The sequence below is a fragment of the Phytopseudomonas seleniipraecipitans genome (assembly GCF_900102335.1).
Classification (GTDB): Bacteria; Pseudomonadota; Gammaproteobacteria; order Pseudomonadales; family Pseudomonadaceae; genus Aquipseudomonas; species Aquipseudomonas seleniipraecipitans.
Genome location: NZ_FNBM01000009.1, coordinates 62,688 through 86,532, shown reverse-complemented (window position 1 = coordinate 86,532; position 23,845 = coordinate 62,688). Strand labels below are relative to the sequence as shown.

At 61.1% G+C, this 23,845-nt stretch carries 24 protein-coding genes; 17 read left to right on the top strand and 7 right to left on the bottom strand.

Features of this window, described 5'->3' with window-relative positions; all coding sequences use genetic code 11:
* The first annotated feature begins 70 nt into the window (after window positions 1-70).
* Complete coding sequence (locus BLS60_RS17575; protein WP_092370621.1) at window positions 71-736, top strand: TetR/AcrR family transcriptional regulator; 666 nt, start codon at window positions 71-73, stop codon at window positions 734-736.
* Here the strand turns inward: BLS60_RS17575 and BLS60_RS17570 are convergent.
* Window positions 721-2,778 (bottom strand): hybrid sensor histidine kinase/response regulator, encoded by a 2,058-nt coding sequence (locus BLS60_RS17570; RefSeq protein WP_167357681.1) that lies wholly within the window; start codon window positions 2,776-2,778, stop codon window positions 721-723. The two genes, BLS60_RS17575 and BLS60_RS17570, sit on opposite strands and share 16 nt — an antisense overlap.
* Before the next feature lie 175 nt (window positions 2,779-2,953).
* Between BLS60_RS17570 and BLS60_RS17565 the strand changes: the two genes are divergently transcribed.
* Together BLS60_RS17565 and BLS60_RS17560 are read left to right on the top strand one after the other, a co-directional pair.
* Complete coding sequence (locus BLS60_RS17565; protein WP_092370615.1) at window positions 2,954-3,559, top strand: DUF4823 domain-containing protein; 606 nt, start codon at window positions 2,954-2,956, stop codon at window positions 3,557-3,559.
* 38 nt (window positions 3,560-3,597) lie between these two features.
* Window positions 3,598-4,164 carry a DUF1285 domain-containing protein gene (locus BLS60_RS17560; RefSeq protein ID WP_092370612.1) on the top strand — a complete coding sequence of 189 codons (567 nt, stop codon included), beginning with the start codon at window positions 3,598-3,600 and terminating at the stop codon, window positions 4,162-4,164.
* A gap of 39 nt (window positions 4,165-4,203) precedes the next feature.
* Here BLS60_RS17560 and BLS60_RS17555 read toward each other — a convergent pair whose 3' ends face one another.
* Window positions 4,204-5,868, bottom strand: coding sequence for an electron transfer flavoprotein-ubiquinone oxidoreductase (locus BLS60_RS17555; protein ID WP_092370609.1), 1,665 nt, complete (start codon window positions 5,866-5,868; stop codon window positions 4,204-4,206).
* A gap of 320 nt (window positions 5,869-6,188) precedes the next feature.
* Here BLS60_RS17555 and BLS60_RS17550 point away from each other — a divergent pair, with 320 nt between their 5' ends.
* Both BLS60_RS17550 and BLS60_RS17545 read left to right on the top strand, forming a co-directional pair.
* Window positions 6,189-6,938 carry an electron transfer flavoprotein subunit beta/FixA family protein gene (locus BLS60_RS17550; protein ID WP_070883628.1) on the top strand — a complete coding sequence of 250 codons (750 nt, stop codon included), beginning with the start codon at window positions 6,189-6,191 and terminating at the stop codon, window positions 6,936-6,938.
* A complete protein-coding gene (locus BLS60_RS17545) occupies window positions 6,938-7,867 on the top strand; it encodes an electron transfer flavoprotein subunit alpha/FixB family protein (protein ID WP_092370606.1) in 930 nt (309 codons plus the stop codon). The genes BLS60_RS17550 and BLS60_RS17545 overlap by 1 nt, the downstream gene beginning before the upstream one ends.
* Window positions 7,868-7,961: 94 nt before the next feature.
* Here the strand turns inward: BLS60_RS17545 and BLS60_RS17540 are convergent, their stop codons facing one another.
* Window positions 7,962-8,930 (bottom strand): alpha/beta fold hydrolase, encoded by a 969-nt coding sequence (locus tag BLS60_RS17540; RefSeq protein WP_092370603.1) that lies wholly within the window; start codon window positions 8,928-8,930, stop codon window positions 7,962-7,964.
* Between the two features lie 98 nt (window positions 8,931-9,028).
* Here BLS60_RS17540 and BLS60_RS17535 point away from each other — a divergent pair, with 98 nt between their 5' ends.
* The 7 genes from BLS60_RS17535 to BLS60_RS17505 all read left to right on the top strand — a co-directional run bounded on the left by BLS60_RS17535 (window position 9,029) and on the right by BLS60_RS17505 (window position 14,764).
* Complete coding sequence (locus BLS60_RS17535) at window positions 9,029-9,859, top strand: substrate-binding periplasmic protein (RefSeq protein ID WP_092370600.1); 831 nt, start codon at window positions 9,029-9,031, stop codon at window positions 9,857-9,859.
* A 9-nt stretch (window positions 9,860-9,868) separates the two neighbouring features.
* On the top strand, window positions 9,869-10,222 hold the full coding sequence (locus BLS60_RS17530; protein WP_092370597.1) for a DUF4398 domain-containing protein: 354 nt from the start codon (window positions 9,869-9,871) through the stop codon (window positions 10,220-10,222).
* Entirely contained in the window at window positions 10,219-11,028 is an 810-nt protein-coding gene (locus BLS60_RS17525; protein WP_083328765.1) for an OmpA family protein, read from the top strand. The genes BLS60_RS17530 and BLS60_RS17525 overlap by 4 nt, the downstream gene beginning before the upstream one ends.
* Before the next feature lie 197 nt (window positions 11,029-11,225).
* On the top strand, window positions 11,226-12,668 hold the full coding sequence (locus BLS60_RS17520) for an aminotransferase-like domain-containing protein (protein ID WP_092370925.1): 1,443 nt from the start codon (window positions 11,226-11,228) through the stop codon (window positions 12,666-12,668).
* A 276-nt stretch (window positions 12,669-12,944) separates the two neighbouring features.
* Entirely contained in the window at window positions 12,945-13,535 is a 591-nt protein-coding gene (locus BLS60_RS17515) for an RNA polymerase sigma factor (protein ID WP_208597318.1), read from the top strand.
* On the top strand, window positions 13,532-14,122 hold the full coding sequence (locus tag BLS60_RS17510) for a hypothetical protein (protein ID WP_092370594.1): 591 nt from the start codon (window positions 13,532-13,534) through the stop codon (window positions 14,120-14,122). The genes BLS60_RS17515 and BLS60_RS17510 overlap by 4 nt, the downstream gene beginning before the upstream one ends.
* Window positions 14,123-14,236: 114 nt before the next feature.
* Window positions 14,237-14,764, top strand: a complete 528-nt coding sequence (locus BLS60_RS17505; protein WP_143024618.1) for a hypothetical protein — start codon at window positions 14,237-14,239, stop codon at window positions 14,762-14,764.
* Between the two features lie 45 nt (window positions 14,765-14,809).
* Here BLS60_RS17505 and BLS60_RS17500 read toward each other — a convergent pair whose 3' ends face one another.
* The 3 genes from BLS60_RS17500 to BLS60_RS17490 form a co-directional block, all read right to left on the bottom strand.
* Window positions 14,810-15,565 (bottom strand): CPBP family intramembrane glutamic endopeptidase, encoded by a 756-nt coding sequence (locus BLS60_RS17500; protein ID WP_092370588.1) that lies wholly within the window; start codon window positions 15,563-15,565, stop codon window positions 14,810-14,812.
* A gap of 44 nt (window positions 15,566-15,609) precedes the next feature.
* Window positions 15,610-15,777 carry a DUF2897 family protein gene (locus BLS60_RS17495; RefSeq protein ID WP_070883636.1) on the bottom strand — a complete coding sequence of 56 codons (168 nt, stop codon included), beginning with the start codon at window positions 15,775-15,777 and terminating at the stop codon, window positions 15,610-15,612.
* 161 nt (window positions 15,778-15,938) lie between these two features.
* The gene (locus BLS60_RS17490) at window positions 15,939-17,285 is read right to left on the bottom strand and encodes a class II 3-deoxy-7-phosphoheptulonate synthase (protein ID WP_092370585.1); all 1,347 of its coding nucleotides are present in this window, start codon (window positions 17,283-17,285) and stop codon (window positions 15,939-15,941) included.
* A 170-nt stretch (window positions 17,286-17,455) separates the two neighbouring features.
* Here BLS60_RS17490 and BLS60_RS17485 point away from each other — a divergent pair, with 170 nt between their 5' ends.
* From BLS60_RS17485 to pabB, 4 genes are all read left to right on the top strand, one after another.
* The gene (locus tag BLS60_RS17485) at window positions 17,456-18,229 is read left to right on the top strand and encodes a spermidine synthase (RefSeq protein WP_092370582.1); all 774 of its coding nucleotides are present in this window, start codon (window positions 17,456-17,458) and stop codon (window positions 18,227-18,229) included.
* A 116-nt stretch (window positions 18,230-18,345) separates the two neighbouring features.
* Complete coding sequence (locus tag BLS60_RS17480; RefSeq protein ID WP_092370579.1) at window positions 18,346-18,744, top strand: ester cyclase; 399 nt, start codon at window positions 18,346-18,348, stop codon at window positions 18,742-18,744.
* A 336-nt stretch (window positions 18,745-19,080) separates the two neighbouring features.
* Window positions 19,081-20,763, top strand: coding sequence for a DEAD/DEAH box helicase (locus BLS60_RS17475; RefSeq protein WP_092370576.1), 1,683 nt, complete (start codon window positions 19,081-19,083; stop codon window positions 20,761-20,763).
* A gap of 156 nt (window positions 20,764-20,919) precedes the next feature.
* A complete protein-coding gene (gene pabB / locus BLS60_RS17470) occupies window positions 20,920-22,287 on the top strand; it encodes an aminodeoxychorismate synthase component I (protein ID WP_092370574.1) in 1,368 nt (455 codons plus the stop codon).
* Here the strand turns inward: pabB and BLS60_RS17465 are convergent.
* Window positions 22,272-23,039 carry a DODA-type extradiol aromatic ring-opening family dioxygenase gene (locus BLS60_RS17465; RefSeq protein WP_092370919.1) on the bottom strand — a complete coding sequence of 256 codons (768 nt, stop codon included), beginning with the start codon at window positions 23,037-23,039 and terminating at the stop codon, window positions 22,272-22,274. The two genes, pabB and BLS60_RS17465, sit on opposite strands and share 16 nt — an antisense overlap.
* A 106-nt stretch (window positions 23,040-23,145) precedes the next feature.
* Here BLS60_RS17465 and BLS60_RS17460 point away from each other — a divergent pair, with 106 nt between their 5' ends.
* The gene (locus BLS60_RS17460; protein WP_092370571.1) at window positions 23,146-23,796 is read left to right on the top strand and encodes a thiopurine S-methyltransferase; all 651 of its coding nucleotides are present in this window, start codon (window positions 23,146-23,148) and stop codon (window positions 23,794-23,796) included.
* Window positions 23,797-23,845 lie beyond the last annotated feature (49 nt).

Sequence of the window (23,845 nt, the reverse complement as noted above, 5' to 3'; positions counted from 1 at the left end):
GTGATCCGTGCAATTTGGCGTTAGTTAGGCATAATAACGGACTTGAATTTTCTGACCTTGTCATATCCTTATGCAGAAAGAACCCCGCAAGATCCGTGAGTTTCGCCGCCGCGAGCAGGAGATTCTCGATATCGCCCTCAAGCTCTTCCTCGAGCAGGGCGAGGACAGCGTGACCGTCGAGATGATCGCCGACGCCGTGGGCATTGGCAAAGGCACCATCTACAAGCATTTCAAGTCAAAGGCAGAAATCTACCTGCGGCTGATGCTCGACTACGAGAGTGACCTGAGCGAGTTGCTGCAGTCGTCCGATGTCGACCGTGACAAGGAAGCGTTATCGCGCGCTTACTTCGAGTTCCGCATGCGTGATCCGCAGCGTTACCGACTGTTCGACCGCCTCGAAGAGAAGGTGGTCAAGGGCAATCAGGTGCCGGATCTGGTCGAACACCTGCACAAGATGCGCGCATCCAACTTCGAGCGTCTGACCCAGTTGATCAAGGGCCGGATCGGCGAAGGCAAACTCGAAGACGTACCGCCTTACTTCCATTACTGCGCCGCCTGGGCGCTGGTACATGGCGCGGTGGCGTTGTATCACTCGCCGTTCTGGAGCAATGTCCTGGAAGATCAGGAAGGCTTCTTTCAGTTCCTTATGGATATTGGCGTGCGTATGGGTAACAAGCGCAAGCGCGATCCCGAGGCGCTGGCGGCTGACTCGTCTGTGGATCAGCCAAGCAGCTGAGTGACCCGGCTGGCTAGCGTGTCGATCTCGAAGGGTTTGGTAAGCACCTGCATGTCGGCGTCCAGGTCGTCGGCGTGCATGACCGAACTCTCTGCGTAACCGGTGATAAACAGCACTTTCAGCCCGGGCCGGATCTCTCTGGCCGCGTCGGCCACCTGCCGACCGTTCATGCCCCCAGGCAACCCGACGTCACTGACCAGCAGATCGACGGTTGCACTCGACTGCAGAATGTCCAAAGCGCGCGGGCCATTTTCGGCATGCAGCACGGCGTAGCCCAACTCTTCGAGTACCTCGCCTATCAGCTCGCGTAACGTCGTTTCGTCGTCGACGAGCAAGATGTTTTTGTGCGGCGCAGGCAGCGTTTTCAGTGACTCGCCGGGTTGCGGGGCGGCGTCAGGGGCTTGCGCCAGTTGGTGGTCGCGAGGCAGCAGGATGTACACCGTGGTGCCATCGTCCACGCACGACTCGATGTATGCCATGCCGCCTGATTGCCGAGCGAACCCGTAGATCATCGACAGGCCGAGCCCCGTACCCTTGCCGGTTGGTTTAGTGGTGAAGAAGGGGTCGAACGCACGCGTGATGATGGGTTGCGCCATACCGCTGCCGGTGTCGCTGACTTGCAGGGACAGGTATTCGCCGGGCGGCACGTCATGCATCTGCGCCTGTTCCAGCGTGAGTGTCACGTTGCGGGTGGTAATTCCCAGCGTGCCTGCCTCTGGCATGGCGTCACGCGCGTTGATGCACAGGTTGAGCACCGCATTTTCCAGTTGATTGGGATCGACCAGTACTGTCCAGGGTGAGGTGGCAGGATCGAACTCGACCTGAATGTGCGGCCCAACGGTGCGCTGCAGCAGTTCCTCGAGGTCCTGGACGAGGTGATTGACGTTGATCGGCTTCGGCGCGAGCGTCTGCCTGCGCGAAAAGGCCAGTAGCCGATGGGTAAGGTTCGCGGCCCGGTTGGCTGCTCCCAGTGCTGCGCCGGTGTAACGCTCGAGCCCGCCGATGTTGCCTTGGCTAATGCGGCTGCCGAGCAGTTCCAAGTTGCCGATGATGCCAGCCAGGAGGTTATTGAAGTCATGAGCGATGCCGCCGGTGAGTTGACCGACGGCATCCATTTTTTGTGCCTGGCGCAGTTGTTCTTCAACCTGGGCAAGTGTGGCTGCCCGCTGTTTTTCTTCGTCGATGTCGCGGCCGTAGGCGTAGGTGGTTTCGCCATCGACGGTCAGGTACCAGGCAATCCACCGCCAGGAGCCATCGGCATGTGCACAGCGCGACTCGATTTGCACGCTGTCATTGGTTAACAGAGCCAGTTGCTCGCGCGCCGCCTCGATATCGTTCGGATGCATCAACTCTAGAAACGAGCGGCCCAGTAGCGATTCGCCTTGCTGGTCGAGGATTCGTTGCCACGACGGACTGGCGCTGCTCAGCCGGCCGGAATCATCCAGCGTTGCCAACAGGTCACGTGAATGCTGCCAGATGCTGTCGCGCTCACGGGTGCGCTGGGCGACTCGTTTCTCGAGGGTTTCATTGAGGGTGCGTTGCCGCTGCTGCTCATGCAGCAACTGGCTTTCGATGACGACCTTCTCGGTCGTCTCGACCACCGTGTCGAGAATTCCCAGCACCCGCCCATGTTCGTCGCGAACCGGGCTGTAGCAGAAGGTAAAGTAGGCCAGTTCGGGATAACCCCGACGTACCACCTGCAACTGAAAATCCTCGATGAAGGTGGCTTCGCCTGCGAAGGCGCGTGCAGCGATCGGCGCAATCGCCTCCCAGCTTTCGCTCCAGACATCGCTGAACGGCCGGCCCTGGGCGTTTGGCTTCTCACCCAGCAACGGCTTGAAGGCCTCGTTGTGTATGGTGATCAATTCGTCGCCCCACACCAGGCACTGGGGGAACTTGGAGGCCATGATCATTTCCACGGCTACAGCCAGGGTGGCCGGCCATGTATCGCGAGCGCCGAGCGGAGTTTCGTGCCAGGGGAACTCGAGCATGCTGGGTGGCGTGCTGGTTGTACGGTTGCTGTTCGATTGCTCGAATGTCATGAGGCGGCTGTTCCGCTGAAGGGCTGGGGCGGCGGCGCTGGGGAAGCGTTTGCTAGGTTGAGGCATCGGGAGTGGAATTTATCATCAACGGTAAGCTCAGGTCTTGATGGGGCTGGCGCGAAACCTGCTTAACGCAGGTATTCGCCGGTTTTCCGCCGCCGGCCGGGAGAGTTAGATGCGTAATCTGTTTGCTGCCGCTTTGCTGCTGAGCCTGGCTGGCTGCATGAATATAAGCGACATGGCTGATGGCGCCACCTATCACTTGCGTGACGCCGGCGTGCTCGACCATAGCAAGGTTCGACGCACCGCCTCCTGGCGTCTGCAGGCCGATTCGTTCATCTACATCGCCCAGGGCCATTTCGCGCCCAGTGGCAAGCACGCCTACCCGCGGCCCAACGTGGTCGCCGAAGAAGCGTTCCGCGGTTTCGTCGAATACTTCCCCATGGTGCGCCGCTCTCGGGCGCCGGTCGGCCTGGACGAGGCCCTGGGCGAGGCCCGTGCTGCTGGTGCCCACTACCTGCTGTACACCCGCTTCGCCTACGCCGACGACCGCATTGGCACCCTGGAAGAGTGGGAAGACCAGGAAGCCTTTGACCGGCTTGGGACTGATCGCAGCGTGCTGCAGCTGATGCTGATCGAAACCAACACTCGTTACCTGGTGGATAACGCGCGTATTCGCAGTCGCGGCGGATTCCTGACGTTTTACGACGCCCGGCCCGAAGATCTGATCAGAGCGCCGCTCGAGGATTATGCGCGTACACTTTTGGGCTTCAGTCGTTAACGGCCCGCTTCTGCCTGGAGCTGGCCTTGGGAGGGGCAGTGAGCGAAACCGATAAAGCCGGTGATCTGCTGGCGCAGATTCCGCCAGCAGGCAGCAAGGGCATGCCGCCGGTGCATGTGTGGAATCCGGATTTCTGCGGCGATATCGATATGCGTATTGCCCGCGATGGCTCATGGTTCTACATGGGCACGCCGATTGGTCGTCCGGCCATGGTGCGATTGTTCTCGACAATCATTCGCCGCGATGGCGATGACTATTTTCTGGTGACCCCCGTCGAGAAAGTCGGCATCACGGTCGACGACGCGCCTTTTGTGGCCGTCTCGGTCGAGACGACCGGGCAGGGCGAAGCGCAGGTGCTGCGCTTCGTGACCAATGTCGGTGACGAGGTAGAGGCGGGAGGAGAGCATCCGCTGCGGGTGGTCCTGAATGCGCAGACCCAGGAGCCGTCGCCCTATGTCCACATTCGCGCCAATCTGGAAGCGCTGATCCATCGCAACGTCTTCTATCAGTTGGTCGAGCTGGCGCAGCCCCGTGAAATCGATGGCAAGGCTTGGCTGGGCGTGTGGAGCTGCGGGGTGTTCTTTCCCATTGGGCCGCTGGAATAGCGCTCAACAAAAAGGCTCCCGAGGGAGCCTTTTTGTTGGTTACATGTTGGGGTAGTTAGGCCCGCCCGTGCCTTCCGGTGCCACCCAGGTAATGTTCTGGGCTGGGTCCTTGATGTCACAGGTCTTGCAGTGCACGCAGTTCTGCGCGTTGATCTGGAAGCGCTTGCTGCCGTCGTCGTTGGCTACCACTTCATACACGCCCGCCGGGCAATAGCGCTGCGCGGGCTCATCGTACAGCGGCAGGTTCTTGTCGATCGGAATGCTTGGGTCAGTCAGCTTGAGGTGGCAGGGTTGCTCTTCTTCATGATTGGTGTTGGAAAGAAACACCGAACTCAGTTTGTCGAAGCTGAGCTTGCCGTCCGGTTTCGGGTAGTCGATCTTCTTGCAGTCCGCCGCGAGCTTCAGGCAGGCATAGTCTGGCTTGTTGTCATGCAACGTAAAGGGCAGCTTGCCGCCGAACAGGTTCTGGTCGACCCAGTTGATGCCACCGCCGACCACGGCGCCATACTTGTGGATCGCCGCGCCAAAATTGCGGCTGCGCAACAGTTCGTCGTACAGCCAACTGGCCTTGAACGCGTCGACATAATTGCGCAGCTCATCACCACCTTGACGGCCTGCAGCCAGCGCTTCGCTGATGGCGTCAGCGGCCAGCATCCCGGACTTCATCGCAGTGTGGCTGCCCTTGATCTTGGCGAAGTTCAGCGTGCCGAGGTCACAGCCGATCAGTGCGCCGCCCGGGAAGACCATTTTCGGTAGCGAGTTGAGGCCACCTTTGGCAATTGCACGCGCGCCGTAGGAAACACGCTTGCCACCTTCCAGGTATTGCTTGAACACCGGGTGGTGCTTGAGGCGCTGGAATTCGTCGAACGGCGACAGGTGCGGGTTGGCGTAGGACAGGTCGATGATCAGGCCAACGACAACCTGGTTGTTTTCCAGGTGATAAAGGAAGGAGCCACCGGTGTTCTCGGTGCCCATGATGTCCATCGGCCAACCAGCGGTGTGCACCACCAAGCCTTGCTGATGCTTGCTGGGGTCGATATCCCAGATTTCCTTGAGGCCGATACCGTAATGCTGGGCATCGGCTTCGCTGTCGAGCTGGTACTTCTTGATCAGTTGCTTGCCGATATGACCGCGGCAGCCTTCGGCGAACAGCGTGTACTTGGCGCGCAGTTCCATACCGGGGGTGTAATAGCCTTCCTTGGGGTTGCCCTCACGGTCGACGCCGAGGTCGCCGGTGACGATGCCACGTACCACACCGCTTTCGTCGATCAGTGCTTCCTGAGCGGCGAAACCCGGGTAGATTTCCACACCAAGATTCTCTGCCTGCTGGGCGAGCCAGCGGCACAGATTCCCGAGGGAAATGATATAGTTGCCTTCGTTGTGCATGGTCTTGGGCACGAAGAAACCCGGAACCTTGACGGAGTTTTCGGCATCCTTGAGTACATAGATGTCGTCGCCCTTGACCGGCGTATTGAGCGGCGCGCCCAGTTCCTTCCAGTCGGGGAACAGTTCATCCAGAGCGCGCGGTTCGAAAACGGCACCGGAGAGGATGTGAGCGCCTACTTCGGAGCCTTTCTCGACCACGCAGACGCTGATTTCCTGGCCAGCCTCGGTGGCCTTCTGCTTCAGGCGGCAAGCGGCGGACAGGCCGGCGGGGCCAGCGCCGACGATGACGACGTCGAACTCCATAAATTCGCGTTCCACGGGCTATCTCCTCATCAAGGCTCTCTAATTTTTTATGGCGTGCCGGCATCCTTCCTGATCCACGCTCGCGCAGTATATAGCCAGCCTGGATCACGGCCAATACAAACGTTTGTTTGAATTTTCTGTAGGCCTGTTAGAATCCGGCTACAACACGAATGGCTCGCAGCTAGGTGTATTGACCGAGCTATGTCGTGCGGTCAAGATACGGGCGGTTTTGCGTTCGCCGTCTGGACTGAAGGTCGCTTGCGTCCTGCTTGTCTGCATCACCGCATGCTCGCTTCTGGCGACATTCCTATTCACCGGAGAGTAACGAGGAATCCATGAAGGTTCTTGTAGCTGTCAAACGAGTGGTCGATTACAACGTCAAGGTTCGCGTTAAGCCGGACAACAGCGGCGTCGATCTTGCCAACGTCAAGATGTCGATGAACCCTTTTTGTGAAATCGCCGTTGAAGAAGCCGTACGTCTGAAAGAGAAGGGCGTCGCCAGCGAGATCGTGGTCGTTTCGATCGGTCCGACCCAGGCACAGGAGCAACTGCGTACCGCCCTGGCACTGGGCGCTGATCGCGCTATTCTGGTCGAGTCTGCCGACGAACTGAACTCCCTGGCGGTCGCCAAGCTGCTCAAGGCCGTGGTCGACAAGGAGCAACCGCAGCTGGTTATCCTCGGCAAGCAGGCCATCGACAGCGACAACAACCAGACCGGCCAGATGCTGGCGGCGCTGACTGGCTATGCCCAGGGCACCTTCGCTTCCAAAGTGGAAGTCAGCGGCGACAAGGTCAACGTCACCCGTGAGATCGACGGCGGTCTGCAGACCGTTGCACTGAACCTGCCGGCCATCGTCACCACCGACCTGCGCCTGAACGAGCCCCGCTACGCTTCGCTGCCGAACATCATGAAGGCCAAGAAGAAGCCGCTGGAAACCCTGACGCCTGACGCGCTGGGTGTCTCCACTGCCTCTACCGTCAAGACCCTCAAGGTCGAAGCGCCTGCTGCACGCGGTGCGGGTATCAAGGTCAAGTCGGTTGCCGAACTGGTCGAGAAACTGAAAACCGAAGCGAAGGTGATCTAATGTCTATTCTGGTTATCGCTGAACACACCAATTCCGAGCTGGCGCCTGCGACCCTGAATACCGTCGCTGCCGCCCAGGCCATTGGTGGCGACATCCACGTGCTGGTCGCTGGCCAGAACGTCAGCGCTACCGCTGAGGCAGCAGCCAAGATTGCTGGCGTTGCCAAGGTACTGGTTGCCGACAATGCCGCCTTCGCTCACCAACTGCCGGAAAACATTGCTCCGCTGGTGGCCGAGTTGGGCAAGGCGTACAGCCACGTGCTGGCTGCCGCTACCAGTAACGGCAAAAACATTCTGCCGCGCGTCGCTGCGCAGCTGGACGTTGATCAGATCTCCGAGATCGTTGCCGTTGAAAGCCCGGACACCTTCAAGCGTCCGATCTATGCCGGTAACGCCATTGCTACCGTGCAGTCGTCTGCTGCCGTCAAGGTGATTACCGTGCGCGCCACCGGTTTCGACGCGGTCGCTGCCGAAGGTGGATCGGCTGCCATCGAAAACGTTTCGGCGGGCGGCGATGCCGGCACGTCGGCGTTCGTTGGCGAAGAATTGGCCAAGTCTGATCGTCCCGAGCTGACCGCTGCCAAGATCGTCGTTTCCGGCGGGCGTGGCATGCAGAACGGTGACAACTTCAAGCACCTCTACACCCTGGCCGACAAGCTCGGTGCCGCGGTCGGCGCCTCGCGTGCTGCGGTCGATGCCGGCTTCGTGCCGAACGACATGCAGGTCGGCCAGACCGGCAAGATCGTCGCGCCGCAGCTGTACATCGCGGTCGGCATCAGCGGTGCTATCCAGCATCTGGCTGGTATGAAGGACTCCAAAGTGATCGTCGCGATCAACAAGGATGAGGAAGCACCGATCTTCCAGGTTGCCGACTATGGCCTCGTCGCCGATCTGTTCGAAGCTGTACCGGAGCTGGAAAAGCTGGTCTGATCCGCTTTTGTAGCCACGAAAACCCGCTCATCGAGCGGGTTTTTTTATGGCTGCGAATAGCGCAATGGTGGTTTGGATGGTGACAAGGCGACGGCTAATCGACCGCCGCCGTCTGGCCCGCTTCTGTGGTTTTGCCTGGTCCTATGCCATCAAGGAAATGTCGATAATGCGCGGCGGTTTCTTCAGGCCGCTCGAGCATCGGCGCGTGGCCGCAGCCCTTGATGATCACCACGCTGACATCGACGAGCAGAGGTTTCATCGCCTCGACGCTGGACACATCGAGAATACGGTCCTGATCGCCCCACAGCAGCAGGGTGGGAGCGCTGATCCGCGGCAGCTCGGGCTCCAGCGGCAGGTAGCGCTGCTGCAGATGCTCGAACACCTCGCGCTGGTGGGCGCTGTCGTCCACCGCGCGTTGCGCCAGATAATTGTGAATGTGCTCCGGCAATTGCGGTGGCGCAACGAACAGCCAGTCGAGCAATTGATCGAACTGCGGGGTGCGCTCTATCAGTAATGGATTATCGCCGTGCTCGTCCATGCGTTGAAAAAAGGCGCTGCGTTGCGGTGCGCTAACGCCGGCATTAGCCATCAGCGCGAGGCTGGTGATCTGCTGCGGATAACGCGCCGCATAGAGTGCTGCGATATGGCCACCCATGGAGTGGCCTACCACGTGCATGCGCCTGATCGACAGTGCTTCGGTGAAGGCGGCCAGCCGCTCGGTCTGGGTGCCGACGTCATAGCTGCCATGCGGACGGCCGCTGGCACCGAAGCCGGGCAGGTCGACAGCGATAACGTGATAGCGCTCGGTAAGGTCACGGGCGAACCACAACCACGTGCTTTTGTCTGCGCCAAAGCCGTGCACCAACAGTACGGTATCGGCACCCGGCGGGCCGCCCTCGTAATAGCTCACAGGCAGGTCATTCACGCTGACGCTACGCTCATGCAGCCCGGCGCGCCATTGTTCGATGGACTGGTAAGCGGTCAACTGCGCGGCTGGTGACAGGTACAAAACTGCACCGGTAGCGAGGATCAAGAGGGCTATGGCTAGAAGCAATTTCTTCATGCGGCGTGTTATCGCTGATTATCCAGATGGTATGAGCTAGCATGTCATGAATCTGGTGCCAGTAAATGCAGGCCCATACATGAATCGAGAGAGAACCAATGCATGAGCGAGCTTTAGTCAGGTCCGGTCTACTGCTGCTAGCTGGCTTGTTGCTGGCAAACGGTGTGCAGGCCGCCGGCAAGTGCGAGCGCTTGGTCGCTACCGGAAATCCTGAGTACCCGCCTTACCTGTGGCGTGACCCGCAGAACCCAGGGCAACTGATCGGCGCCAGTGTCGATCTGCTGAAGGCGGTTTCCGAAGAGCTCGGCATCGGCATCGAGGTGGTGTATGCCGGGCCGTGGTCGCGGGCTCAAGAAGATGTGCGAACGGGGCGTATCGATATGCTCGCGGGAGCCTTTCTGACCGTGCCCCGCCTGGACAACATGGACTTCATTCACCCGGCCTTTCTGTCCACGCCGAGTGTGGTGTGGGTTCGCAAGGGCAGCGATTTTCCCTACGCGGGTTGGGCGGATCTGCAGGGCCGTACGGGCGACACGCTGGTCAATAACAGCTTCGGGCAGTCGTTCGATGCTTACGCCAAGAACAACCTGACACTCGAAGGCGTTTCGAGTCTGACTCAGGCCTTTCAGAAGTTGATGCTCGGCCGCACCGATTACGTGCTTTATGAGCGCTATCCGGGCCAGGCCCTGGCGTCGACCCTGGGCTTGCAGGATGATCTGCAGGTGCTCGATCCGCCCGTATCCAGTGAAGGGCTGCACTTGGCTCTATCGCACAATTCGGCCTGCAACGATCCGTGGTTGCGCGGACAGCTAGCCAAAAAAATGACAGAATTCACCGCCGCTGGCATGCCGCAAACCCTTCTGCAACGCAACCTGCAGCGCTGGAAGGATCAACAGCCTCAGCCGGCAGTCAGTGTTCCGAATCCGTAGGACATTCCCGTGATCTATCGATATACCGGTGCCGCCCTGGCGCTGTTGTTGCTGCAGGGCTGCGCCAGCGATCCTGCGCCCTCCGAGCAGATGCGCCTGACCGAGCAAGTGGTCGAGCAGGCTCGCACCGTCGCGGCAGGCGAAACCGTAGCTGAACTGACTCAGGCAGAAGAGAAACTTGCTCTGGCCCGCGCGGCCATGGCGGACGAAGCCTATCGCGACGCGCGGATTCAAACCGAGCAGGCCGAGCTAGACGCGCGCCTGGGCGAAGCCCGGGTGCTGAGCCTGCGCAGCCAGGCCCAGCTGGTTGAGCTGAACCGCCAAATTGGCCGGTTGCGTGAGCAATTGGGAGCCATGCCATGAGCGCACTGCAGTTAGGCGCTGTTGCGCTGATGGGCCTGTGCCTGGCCGGTTGTGCCGGTCTTGCCGATGAGCAAAATGCCGCGCTGGAGGCCGCACGCAGCAGCTTTCAGTCGGTCAAGGAAGACCCGCAAGTGTTGCGCAGTGCGCCGAAGGACGTGATACGTGCCGGCGAATCGCTCGGCCGCGCCGAGCGACTGGCTGGTTACCTGGGCAGCGCTGACGATGTGGCGCATTACGCATACCTGAGCCAGCGCTACAGCGAAATTGCCCGCGAGCATGGTCAGCTTGCCCTGGACCAGGAGCGTGCTGCTCGATTGGAGCTTGAGCGCCAGCGCCTGCAATTGGCGTTGCGTGAGGCCAAGCTGATCAGCGTGCAGGAGCAGAACGCCTGGCTCGAGGAACAAATCGTCAGCCTGGCGACGGCGCAAACGGATCGTGGTCTGGTGATGACCCTAGGCGACGTGCTGTTCGATACGGGTGACGTGCGCCTTAAAAGCAGCGCCAACCGTACTGTTCTCAAGTTGGTGCAGTTTCTGCAACTCAACCCGCGTCGCATCGTACGCATCGAGGGCTATAGCGACAGCAGCGGCAAGCGCGAGGAAAACCTGCAACTGTCAAAGGCCCGGGCGCAGACCGTTGCCGATGCGCTGAGTGATTTGGGCGTCGATGCCAAGCGCATTGAAGTGCAGGGCTTTGGTGAGCGCTTCCCGGTGGCTGAGAACGCTTCGGCCAAGGGGCGCGCGCAAAATCGTCGTGTCGAGATTGTATTTTCCGATGAGCAGGGGCGATTAGGCGCCACGCGCTGAGCCAGCGCGACACAGACCCGCCGTTGCGTCGCACGGCGGGTTTTTATTGCCTGTGGTAAAAGGCCAGCCGACATGGTTCGGCCAGCGCACAAATACGTAACGCTGGATGCTGTATCGCCTGGATATTTCAAGGCTGTACCGGTACAGAAACATTTAGCTGGGCTACTGTTATGGTTCAGTACCGGGGTTAGATGACCATGACCAATCTGTTGCTCTACCAGCGTATCGCTCAACAGCTCGCAGACGACATACGTCGTGGCGTTTATCAGCCCGGCGAGCGCGTGCCGTCTGTACGTAAAATGAGCGCTCAGCTCAGCGTGAGTCATGCAACGGTGTTGCAGGCCTATGCCAATCTGGAAGACCTCGGCCTGATCCGCGCGCGGCCGCAGTCGGGCTTCTACGTCCACCAGACGCCTGCGCTGACCGCTGATACGCCGGACATCGCTCGCGTCGAGCGGCCGGGGCTGGTAACGCGCAGCAGTATCATCAACCAAGTGCTTGGCGAAGCCCGCCGCGAGGGCGTGTTCCCGCTCGGCGCTGCCGTGCCGCATGTCGACTACCTGCCGGTTCGAGCGCTGCACCAGCAATTGGCCAAGGTCACCCGCTTTCAGAGTCCGCGCGCTTTCAGCTACATGTTCAGTCCCGGCTTCGAGCCGCTACGCCGGCAGGTGGCGATCCGCATGCGTGACGCCGGCGTACTGGTCGATCCGTCGGAGGTGGTGATCACCCACGGCTGCGTGGACGCCCTGCAAATGAGCCTGCGCGTGCTGACCCGTCCTGGCGACCTGATCGCCACCGAGTCGCCGACCTATTACGGCCTGCTGCAACTGGCTGATCTGCTCGGGCTCAAGGTCATCGAAATTCCCAGCGACCCCACTACGGGCATCAGTGTCGAGGCCCTGCAACTGGCTGCCAGCCAGTGGCCGATCAAGGCGCTGGTGCTGACTGCGCGGTTGAGCAATCCGTTGGGCGGCACCATTCCCGAGGCGCGGCAGAAACAGTTGCTGCGTTTGGCCAGCGACTTCGATATCCAGATCATCGAGGACGACATCTACGGCGAATTGATGTTCGAGCAGGGCCGTACCAAGGCGCTCAAGGCCGGGGATCTGGAGGGCCGCGTGGTGTACTGCTCGAGCTTTTCGAAAACCCTGTCGCCCGGCGTGCGGATCGGCTGGATCATCGCCGGCAAGTACCAGGACGAGATCCAGCGGCTGCAGATGTTCACCACCCACTCGGCCTGCAGCGTCACGCAGATGGCTGTGGCGGCGTATCTGGAGAATGGCGGGTATGACCGCCATCTGCGGCACATCCGCCAGGAATACCGCAAGAACCTCAGCGCCTTCCAGCTCGCGGTCCAGCAGCACTTCCCGGAGGGCACGCAGATCACCCGGCCCAACGGTGGCTTCATCCTCTGGGTCAGTCTGCCGGCACGGGTCAATACCAAGGACCTGCATGTCAGCGCTTTGCAGCAGGGCATCAGCATCGCGCCAGGGCTGATCTTCAGTAATACCGAGCAGTTCAATCACTGCGTACGGCTCAACTGTGGCATTCCGTGGAACCGCGAAGCCGAGCGTGCATTGATGACCCTCGGCATGCTGGCCAGCCAGCTGTGTCAGGAGGCCTCGACCAACGGGTTCTGATTAACCCGAATCGTGGCAGATCTGCGTCTACTTTTTCGAGGCGCTCTTGCGAGCCGGTAGACGGACCAGGGGATATGATTGCCTGGCGTTGGCACGCAATTCCGCCCCGCAGCCGAGCGGTAGCCGCTATACCGGCCGTTTCGATTGGCCGCCGAGGAGGGCTGGCGCGGAGCAGTCGGGGGATGCCCGTTCGGCCTACGCAACGGGTTCCTGCAGCTGGTGAAACTGGCGCAAAGCCTGCAAACTGGCGACTCCCGCGCCGCCAGAGTCGAGTGAGTGACCGCCATCCTGCCGATAGCCGCTGAGCCCAGCGATGCCGAGTTGTTGCGTCGCTATCGGGCCGGCGATGCCGCCGCTTTCACGCAACTTTATGAGCGGCATCGTCTTGGCCTGTTTCGCTTTTTGCTGGGCCTGTGCGGCGAGCATGCCGTCGCCGAAGAGGTGTTTCAGGAAACCTGGATTAGCCTGATTCGCAGCGAGTCGCTGCAGAGTGAGGCTGCCGTGCTGTTCAAGACCTGGCTATACCAGATCGCTCGGAACCGGCTGATCGACCACTGGCGCAAGCACGGCAAGCGCCAGCAGCGCGAAGAGGCGTTCGACGAGCTTCTGCACGATCAGCCTAGCGCCGCGTCAGATCCCGAGCGTCAGCTCAGTTTGACCCAGGATCAGGCGCGCATTCAGGCGGCGCTGGCTGACTTGCCTGCCGAGCAGCGCGAAGTGTTTCTGCTGCGTGCTCATGCTGATCTGCAGTTGCACGAGATTGCCGAGCTGACCCGCACGCCGGCCGAAACGGTAAAGAGTCGCTTGCGCTACGCGATGAACAAGCTGCGTCGTCTGCTCAGCGTGGCTGAAGAGGTGTCACCATGAACGACCGTTCGCATCATTTCGAGCGAGACGACGAGCCGCTGTTGCGCCACATGCGTGAGCATGACCGTGCGCAGCCGTCCTCGGCGCTGGACGCCCGGGTTCTGGCAGCGGCTGCCGACGCGGCAAGGGCGCCCAGCGCCAGCGCTCCGGGGGGGTGGCAACGTCTGCTGAACGGTATGGAGGGGGCGCCTGGGCGCAGGCGCTGGTCGGCAGCATTTGGCTGTCTCGCGTTGCTCGGGTTGGGCCTTGGCCTGACGTTCACTACGCTTGACCAGGTGCCGCAAGGCTACGACGCGGCGCCCGCCACGCTACAGCGCCAGGCCCCAGCGCCAATGGCACTACAGGCACCGGCCAATCCCGCCGCGAGCTCGGTAATAGCTGAAAACGCTGAGGCGCCCAGGGTCGTTGCACGCATGGCAGCTAAGGTGGCGCCGTTGTCTGAAGAGGTGCTGGTCGCGCTGCGCGAAATCGCCGAGTTGCAGGCGCGCGGCGATGGTGAGGAGGTCGATCAACGCATAACGCGCCTCAAGGCTGAGTATCCTGGCCTGGATATCGAGGCCGAGCTGGCGCGCTTGCACGAGCGCTGAGTGATCATCGGATTGACAGGCGGTGCTGCCATTCGGCAGCCCGGCTGGTGTTATTCCCCAGGGGTTTTAGAATAAGTTTTTAGCCGCAACTGTGTGAGCAGCCCGATGACTTCGATGCGTTACCTATTGCCGATACTTGTTGCTCTGCTGTTAGGCGCTTGTGGCGCCGACGAGCAGGGCGATGAGACGCCGCGCGAGAACGCGAAGCCGGCCGTGGTCACCACCGAGCCGGTGCAGAAGCCGGTGCAGAAGCCGGTGCAGAAGCCGGTGCAGAAGCCGGTCGAGCCGCCTGTCCAAGCGCCGACCGAAGAGCCGCCGCTGGTCGAGGAAGAAGTTGCGCCGCCAACGCCCAAGAAAGCCGCAGAGCGGGTCAAAGCGGATAAAAAGGTGCAGAAGATGGTGCAAAAGGCGCCTAAAACCAAGCTGGATCTCAGCCTGCCGCCAGAGCTGACCGCTCAGCTCAATGCCGAAGATCAGGCCGCCGAAGACGGTTTGGCGCCGATCTTGCCAGCGTTCTTTGAAGAGAAGAAACCCATCACCAACCCCTTCCAGCTCAGCGGCAAGTTGCTTACTGGGGAAGCTGGTAGCGAGTTTTCCAACTCTGTCGAGGGTGCTCAGCTGGAATTCGAATTCCGCCGCTAACGCTAACTGCTGGCGTTAACCTGTTTGAGCCATGAATGGTCACGGTTAGCCCTTGCGCAGTGGATAGCTCAGCAACGTGAAGTGCAGCAGGTTGACCGCTCCATGCAAGGCAATCGCCACGCTCAGCCGGCCGCTGTAGTGAAAGGCCAGGCCGTAGCCGGCGCCGGCAACGGCCGCCACGACGGCAAACGTCGGGCTGAAGGGAATATGCGCTGCGCCGAAGAGCAGGGCGCCGCAGGCAATCCCCGGCCAGGTGCCAAGCCTCTCGATCAGGCGCGGTTGCAGCAAGCCACGAAACAGTAATTCCTCAGCCAGCACCGCTACGCCCAGGTTGATGATCAACCAGGGCCATAGCAGCTCCGGCCATTTCGGCTGCCAGCCCACCACGCCTAGCAACAATGCCAGGCCGGGCACTGCGACTACGGTCAACACGCACACGGCTATCGCCCGCATCGGTTTGCCCAGCTGCCGAGGCGGCTGGCCCAGCCACCAGGCGAGCAACGTGCAGCCCACCAGCAATTTGTCCCATGACAGCCTTAGCAGGTAAGGCGGCGCATCTTCGCTGATTCGCGTGGCGTTGCCGAAAACCCACGGCTCGAAACCAGGCAGCTGATGTGCGGCGAGCAGCAGACTGGCAACGATGACCAGGCCGCACCAGAGCCAGTCGGGCAGGCGGGCGGGCGTCAATACCAGCGCCATAAACAGGCAAGCAGCAACGATACCGACTGGCTGAATGAAGCCCAGGGCAGCGCCGATGGCGAGGGGAGAGAAGGGCAGTAGCAGGCGGGGTAGTAAGAGCATTGCGCCTCCAGAGCGAAGGCGCAGTTTACAGCCGGTGCACGGGATCAGCGATCTTGAGCGTCCTTGGCATCCTGCTCGATGTTGCGGTCGTGGATACGCTTGAGCTGCTCGTCGCTGAGCGGCAGTTTTTTCGCCGTATCACGCAGCATGAACAGGCCACCGACGATGGAGCCGATTGCCACAATCAGGATCAACCAGGCATACCAGGGCATGTGCGACTCCTTCTCGAGATAGATGAGCCTTCAAGTGATCGGCTCTGAACAGAAGACCGTTTGTCGGCGAGCTTCGTTCAGGTAAAAGCGGGGCGGTTCCATGCACCTGCCAGGATGACCGCTGTGAATCATGGCCATCATTCACAGCGGTCCAACTCAGCCTAGCGGCGCACTTGCTTCAGGGTTTCAGCGATCATGAACGCCAGTTCCAGCGACTGATCGGCGTTCATGCGCGGGTCGCAATGGGTGTGGTAACGATCCGACAGGCCGGCCTCGGTGATCGGCTTGGCGCCGCCGATGCATTCGGTCACGTCCTGGCCGGTCATTTCGATATGAATACCACCCGCATAGGTACCTTCGGCATGGTGCACGGCGAAGAACTGTCGCACCTCTGCCAGAATCTGCGCGAAGTCGCGGGTCTTGTAGCCACTGGACGCCTTGATGGTATTGCCGTGCATGGGGTCGCTGCTCCACAGCACCTGGCGGCCTTCACGCTGTACGGTGCGAATCAGGCGCGGCAAACCGGCTTCCACCTTGTCGGCGCCCATGCGCACGATCAGGTTGAGGCGGCCTGGGTCGTTGTCCGGGTTGAGGATGTCGATCAGGCGGATCAGATCCTCATCGGTCATGCTCGGGCCGACCTTCACGCCGATCGGGTTGCCCACGCCACGCAGAAACTCGACATGGGCGCCGTCCACCTGGCGGGTGCGGTCGCCGATCCACAGCATGTGTGCCGAGCAGTCATAGAAACCGCCGGTGAGGCTGTCGCGGCGTACGAAGGCTTCCTCGTAATTGAGCAGCAGCGCTTCGTGGGCGGTGAAGAAACTGGTTTCGCGAACCTGGGCGGCGCTGTCCATGCCGCAGGCACGCATGAAGGCCAGGGTCTCATCGATGCGGTCAGCCAATTGGTGATACTTCTGCGCAAGCGAAGAGTTGGCGATGAAATCCAGGTTCCACTGATGCACCTGGTGCAGGTCGGCGAAACCACCCTGGGCGAAGGCGCGCAGCAGGTTCAGCGAGGCAGTGGACTGGTGGTAGGCCTGCAGCAGGCGCTGTGGATCAGGTGCGCGGCTGGCTGGATCGAAGCCGATGCCATTGACGATGTCGCCGCGGTAGGCGGGCAGGGTGATGCCGTCGATGGTTTCATCATTGGCCGAGCGCGGCTTGGCGAACTGGCCGGCCATGCGCCCGACCTTGACTACTGGGCAGCCGGCCGCAAACGTCATGACGATGGCCATTTGCAGCAGCACCTTGAAGGTGTCGCGGATTTTCGCGGCACTGAACTCGGCGAAGCTTTCCGCGCAATCACCGCCCTGCAACAGAAACGCTCGGCCCTGGGTCACCTCGGCGAACTGCTTGCGCAGCTCCCGTGCCTCGCCGGCGAATACCAGCGGCGGAAAACTGGCCAGGGTCTGCTCGACCTGGCTCAGCCGTGCGGCATCCGGGTAGACAGGTTGTTGCTGGATGGCTTTGCTTCTCCAGCTATCGGGGCTCCAGGGCTCACTCATGGCGGCATCTCTTGTTGGTGATCGGTCATGGTAACCGATCACTGCACACGTCAAGACATGCTGGTTCAAGCTATTGCCAGGCATTTAGCGCGTGACCTGAGTGCGCTGCATCATCGACAATCGGCGCCAGCCCGGCCTGTGCCGGGGAACGCGATGGTGGAGATCTGCACATGCCTGGCTTGCCCCCGGTGGAGGACATGAAGGACGAAGTGGTATTGGCCGAGGTGCACGATGCCTTCGGTGTGATCCGCGTGGTGGAAATTGGCGAGTACCGGTTTCTCGAATTCGGCGAGTCGATCGAGCAGAGCTGTGTGTTCACCGCTGATCCCAGCTGGCTGGAATACGACTACACCCGCGCCATGTTCGTTGGTGCGTTGTGCCACGAAGCGCCAGAAACTGCGCTGTTTCTTGGTTTGGGCGCCGGCAACCTGACACAGGCGTGCTTGAAGTTCCTGCCGCTCGAAGATGTCGAAACCATCGAGCTGCGCCCCGACGTGCCGCGTCTGGCCATGGAGTACCTGGGCCTGGAGGACGATCCGCGGCTGACCATGCGTATCGGTGATGCTATCGAGTTGCTGCCCAGTGCCGAGACCGCCGACCTGATCTTCGTCGATCTGTACACCGATACCGGCCCTGGCGTCGGCCATCTGGCCTGGCGTTTCCTCGACGACTGCCGTGCCAAGCTCAATCCTGGCGGCTGGCTGGTGATCAATCAGTGGGCCAGCGAGGATGGCAAACCGCTTGGCGCCGCGCTGCTGCGAGGGCTCTACCACCGCCATTACTGGGAATGCCCGGTGGTGGAGGGCAACGTGGTGGTGCTGGTGCCGGCCGAACTCGATCAGCAATTCGATCGCGAAGCGGTCAGTCGCCGCGCCGCCGCGCTGCAGGCAGGACTGGGCTATTCCCTGCAGCCGCTGATCGATGCCGTTCGCCTGGCCAGCTGAGTCAGGAATTAACCCGTCTGTGCACTGTCTTTTTAGAGCTGTTGCCGTTTCACGAGCGTGAGTGTGCCGGTTAACCACGTGCTGACAGCCTGGAATCAATCAGACGGAGCAACTCCATGCACGAGCACGATCTTCCGGCGGTATATCGCGCCTACATCGATTGCCTGAACCGTCAGGATTGGCCGGGCCTGGGAGAATTCGTTCATGACGATGTGGTTCACAATGGCCGGCGTCTCGGCCTGAGCGGTTACCGCGAGATGCTCGAGCGAGACTTTCAGGACATCCCCGACCTGCGCTTTATTGTCCGTTTGCTCACCTGCGAGGAATCGATGATCGCCAGTCGCCTCGATTTTCACTGCTCGCCGAAAGGCCGCTTCCTCGATCTGCCAGTCAATGGCCGCAAGGTCGCCTTCAGCGAGAACGTGTTTTACGCGTTTCGCGACGGCAAGATCGCTGAAGTCTGGTCAGTGGTCGACAAAGCCGCCATCGAGGCGCAGTTGAACAGCCGTAGCTGACCAGCCCAACGATTGGCGCGCAGGCCTGCGGCACAACGCCGCGGGCCGGCCTAATCGGCGTTACACAGACGGTTTTATGTAGGAAATATTGCACAAGCGTATGGAGATTCCGGTATAGTACGCGCCGGCCAATTCATGGCTACGTTCAAGTAGTGCAACTCGCCCGGAAGCTATTTTCGGCAGCCAGTCCGCCAAGCGCGGGCTATCTTGACGATTCATTATCACCACGTTTTCGCAAATCCCCGCCGACATGGCTGCCAGGGTGACCCACAAGGTCCTACATGGCATGTGCAGCTTTGGAACATGGGTCTTTGCGGATGCACTAGAGGCAGACCCATGACCCAGGAAACCGGCGGCTTCGCCGCACTCGGCCTTCACGCCAATATTCTCTCCGCCCTGACCGCCGTCGGCTACGAAGAGCCTTCGCCCATCCAGTACCAGGCCATTCCAGTGATTCTCTCTGGCCAGGACATGATCGGCCAGGCTCAAACCGGTACCGGCAAGACCGCAGCGTTCGCGCTGCCGATCCTGTCGAAAATCGACCCGGCCAAGCGTGAGCCGCAGGCGCTGATTCTTGCACCAACTCGCGAGCTGGCCCTGCAGGTCGCTACCGCGTTTGAAACCTACTCCAAGCAGATGCCTGGCCTCAACGTGGTCGCCGTCTACGGCGGCGCGCCGATGGGCCCGCAGCTGAAAGCCATTCGCCAGGGCGCACAGGTTATCGTTGCAACCCCAGGTCGTCTGGTCGACCACCTGCGTCGCGACGAGAAAGTGCTGTCGACCATCCAGTATCTGGTACTCGACGAAGCGGACGAAATGCTCAAGCTGGGCTTCATGGATGACCTCGAAGTGATCTTCGAAGCCATGCCGAAAAGCCGTCAGAGCGTGCTGTTCTCCGCAACCCTGCCGCACTCGATCCGTGCTATCGCTGAAAAGCACCTGCGCGATCCGCAGCACATCAAGATCGCCGCCAAGACGCAGACCGTTTCGCGTATCGAACAGGCGCATCTGATGATCCACGCCGATCAGAAGACCAACGCCGTGCTGCGTCTGCTCGAAGTCGAAGAATTCGACGCGCTGATCGCCTTCGTACGTACCAAACAAGCGACCCTGGATCTCGCCGCTGCGCTGGAAGCCAAAGGCTACAAGGCTGCCGCGCTGAACGGTGATATCGCCCAGAACCAGCGCGAGCGCGTCATTGAGTCGCTGAAAGATGGCCGTCTGGACATCGTCGTCGCTACCGACGTCGCTGCCCGTGGTATCGATGTGCCGCGTATTACTCACGTATTCAACGTCGACATGCCGTACGACCCTGAGTCCTACGTGCACCGTATTGGTCGTACCGGCCGTGCCGGTCGTGACGGCCGCGCGCTGCTGCTGGTTACCCCGCGTGAGCGCCGCATGCTGCAGGTTATCGAGCGTGTGACTGGCCAGAAGGTGGGTGAAGTCAAGCTGCCAAACGGCCAGCAAGTGCTCGATGCCCGCATCAAGAAGCTCACCAACGGCTTGGCGCCGCTGGTTGGCGACGCTGAAGTCAGCCACGGTGAGCTGCTTGACCGTTTGACCGCCGACATCGGCTGCTCCCCGCGTGCCCTGGCTGCGGCGCTGCTGAAAAAGGTTACCAATGGCCAGCCTCTGGATTTGGCCAGTGTCGAGCGCGAGCAACCGTTGGTGCCGGGCGCTGGTGGTGCTCCGCGTGAGCGCCGTGAGCGTGATGGCGAGCGCAGCAGTGAGCGTAGTGACCCGCGCGAGCGCCGCGCGCCGATGCCGTTGGGCGAAGGCCGCGCACGCTGCCGTACCGCGCTGGGCGCGCGGGACGGTATCGCTGCCAAGAATCTGCTGGGTGCCATCCTCAATGAAGGCGGTCTGGCTCGCGAAGCCATCGGCCGTATTCAGATCCGCGAGAGCTTCAGCCTGGTCGAGCTGCCGGAAGATGGCCTCGATGGTCTGCTGAGCAAGCTCAAGGACACCCGTGTTGCCGGTAAGCCGTTGAAGCTGCGCCGTTATCGCGAAGACTGATTCGCGCTGCGGTAACACTCGGGGGAGCCATTGGCTCCCCCGAGTCGTTTGTGGCGGCGAACAAAATGCCGATCACGTCCAGGCGGAGCAACAGCAGCTAGGACGATCGGGCGCGCGGCTCTACAATCCGACGTCCCCGTTTGTGTGATGTGCCGAATGCCTACCTGCCTCGTTCATTCCCTGCCGTATCAGGCCGACCCTGCCGTGTATTTCCAGCAAGTGCGGCAGGCCCCAGGTGCCGTGTTGCTGGATGCCGGGCGGCCGGCTGCGGCGCGTGGCCGCTATGACCTGCTTAGCGCCTGGCCCGTGCAGACCCTGACCCCGCTGCTGGACGAGCCTGCAGCAACCTTCTTCCAGCGGCTGCGTAAAGCCCTGGCCAGGCTGGGGGACGCCGAACTGCCTGCCGGTACTGAGTTGCCGTTCGCTGGCGGTTTGCTTGGCTACCTGGCTTACGATTTTGCCCGCCGTGTAGAGGAACTGCCGGAACAGGCGAACGACGACCTCGGGCTGGGCGACGCTGCCTTCGGTGTTTACGCCTGGGCGTTGATCAGCGATCACCAAGCGCAGAGCAGTCAGCTGGTGTTTCACCCCTCGCTTGATGGTGACGAGCAGCATAGGCTGCTCGCGCTGTTCCAGCGGCCGGCGGCGGACGTTTCTGACGAGGGTTGTTTCGCGTTGCTAGAGCCATTTCAGGCCAATATCGACGCGCCGGAGTACGCCAGCGCCATCGCGAAGATTCACGCCTATATCGCCGCTGGTGACTGCTATCAGGTCAATTTCGCCCAGCGCTTCCAGGCCCCCTATACGGGGGAGCCGTGGCAGGCCTATTGCGCGCTGCGTGCAGCGTGCCCGACACCATTCTCCGGTTATCTGACCTTGCCGGGTGGCGGCGCGGTGCTGAGCCTGTCGCCTGAGCGCTTCATTCGAGTGAGTAACGGGCAGGTCGAAACGCGACCGATCAAGGGCACCCAGCCACGTGGGCGAACGGCCGAGGAAGATGCGGACAACGCCCGCGCTTTGCTCGACAGCCCCAAGGACCGCGCCGAGAACCTGATGATCGTCGACCTGCTGCGTAACGATCTGGGCCGCAGTTGCACGATTGGTTCGGTGCGCGTGCCCGAGCTGTTTGCTCTGGAGAGCTACCCGAATGTGCACCATCTGGTCAGTGCGGTGACGGGTGAGCTGGCTGCCGGCAAGGATGCGCTGGATCTACTGCTGGGCGCGTTTCCGGGCGGTTCGATCACCGGCGCGCCGAAGATCCGCGCCATGCAGATCATCGACGAGCTGGAGCCTACGCAGCGTGCGTTGTATTGCGGTTCGCTGCTTTACCTGGACGTACGCGGCGAGATGGACAGCTCGATCGCCATCCGCAGCTTGTTGGCCAAGGACGGCATGATCAGTTGCTGGGGTGGTGGCGGCATCGTTGCCGACTCGCTCTGGGAGACCGAATATCAGGAATCGATCACCAAGGTCCAGGTGCTGCTCAGCACGCTGGAGCGATTCGTAGCTCAGCTGAAGCTGTAGATATCCATTCCCAGTGAGCCGAGGGTGAATCCCTGGTGCTCGATACGGCAGGCTGCACCGGCACCGCGGGCGAAGAACAGCGGTAGCAGGTGTTCTTCGCTGGGGTGGTTGCGTCGTGCATGAGGCGCTTGGCGGCGATAGTCGAGCAGGGCGCTCAGGTCATCACTCAGCAGCTTGTCGGCCACCCAATCGCGGAACTCGACCGCCCAGGGCGCGCCATCCTCTGCTTCTTTGCCGAAATCTACCTCGCCTAGATTGTGAGTGATGCTGCCGGAGCCGATCAGCAGTACGTTCTGCTCGCGCAATGCGGCCAGCGCTTGGCCAACTTGCAGTTGTAGGGCAGGGCCGTGGCGGCTCGGCAGTGACACCTCCACGACCGGAATATCCGCCTGCGGATACATCAACGACAGCGGCACCCAGCTGCCATGATCGAACGGTCTTCGCTCATCTGCACGAGCGCGCAGACCAGCTTCCTGAAGCAGCTGCAGAATATCTTGAGCCAGCTGCGGATTGCCTGGCGCCGGGTATTGCAGCTGATAGAGTTCAGCTGGAAAGCCACCAAAGTCGTGCCAGGTTTGTGGCTGTGCCGCGCTCATCACCAGCAGCTCGGTGCTTTCCCAGTGTGCCGAAACCACTACGATGGCACGGGGAGTTGGCAGCTGCTCGGCGAGGCTCGAGAGGGCGATGCCGCTGGCGCCTGGCTGCAGAGCGAGCATGGGCGAGCCATGGGAAATAAACAGACTGGGTAGCATGATGGTCTCCTTACGGTAGGCGGAATAATCCATCAGCATTGCCGAGTGAACAACGGTTATTAAACGCTCATTTCTATCTGATTTACTGATTGTTTGAGGAGGCACCATGCAGGAAGCGTTCTGGCAGGCGCGCTGGCAGCGCAATCAAATCGGCTTTCACGCCAGTGCGCCAAATGCGCTCTTGCAGCGTCATTGGCCGGCAGTCGCTACATCCGACGAGGCTCGGGTGCTGGTGCCGCTGTGCGGTAAAAGTCTGGACCTAAGCTGGCTTGCCGAACGTGGGCACCACGTCATCGGTGTCGAGCTGGCGCAGACCGCCGTCGAGGCGTTCTTCACGGAGCAGGGGCTAGAGCCGATGATCAGCCAGGAAGGTGCGTTCAAGGTCTACCGGCATGGGCGGATAGCGCTCTACTGTGGTGATTTTTTCGCGCTCGACGCCGGCCACTTGGAAGGCTGCGCACTGTTCTATGACCGGGCTGCGTTAATCGCTTTGCCACCTGCGATGCGTGAGCGCTACGTTCGGCATCTGCAACAGACACTACCGTCAGGTTGCCGGGGACTGCTGATAACGCTGGATTACGAGCAGGCGCTGATGGACGGCCCGCCGTTTTCGGTCAGCCACGACGAGGTACAAGGCTGGTCGGGCAGTGCCTGGCGAAGCGAGCTGCTGGGCACTCAGGACGCGCTGGAGGAGCGCTTCCGGGCGCGAGGGCTCACGCGAATGGAGGAGCGTGCTTATCGGCTGCAGCTGCTGTAAGCCAGACGACAGCGCATAAAAAAGGCGACCTGTGGGTCGCCTTTTCATC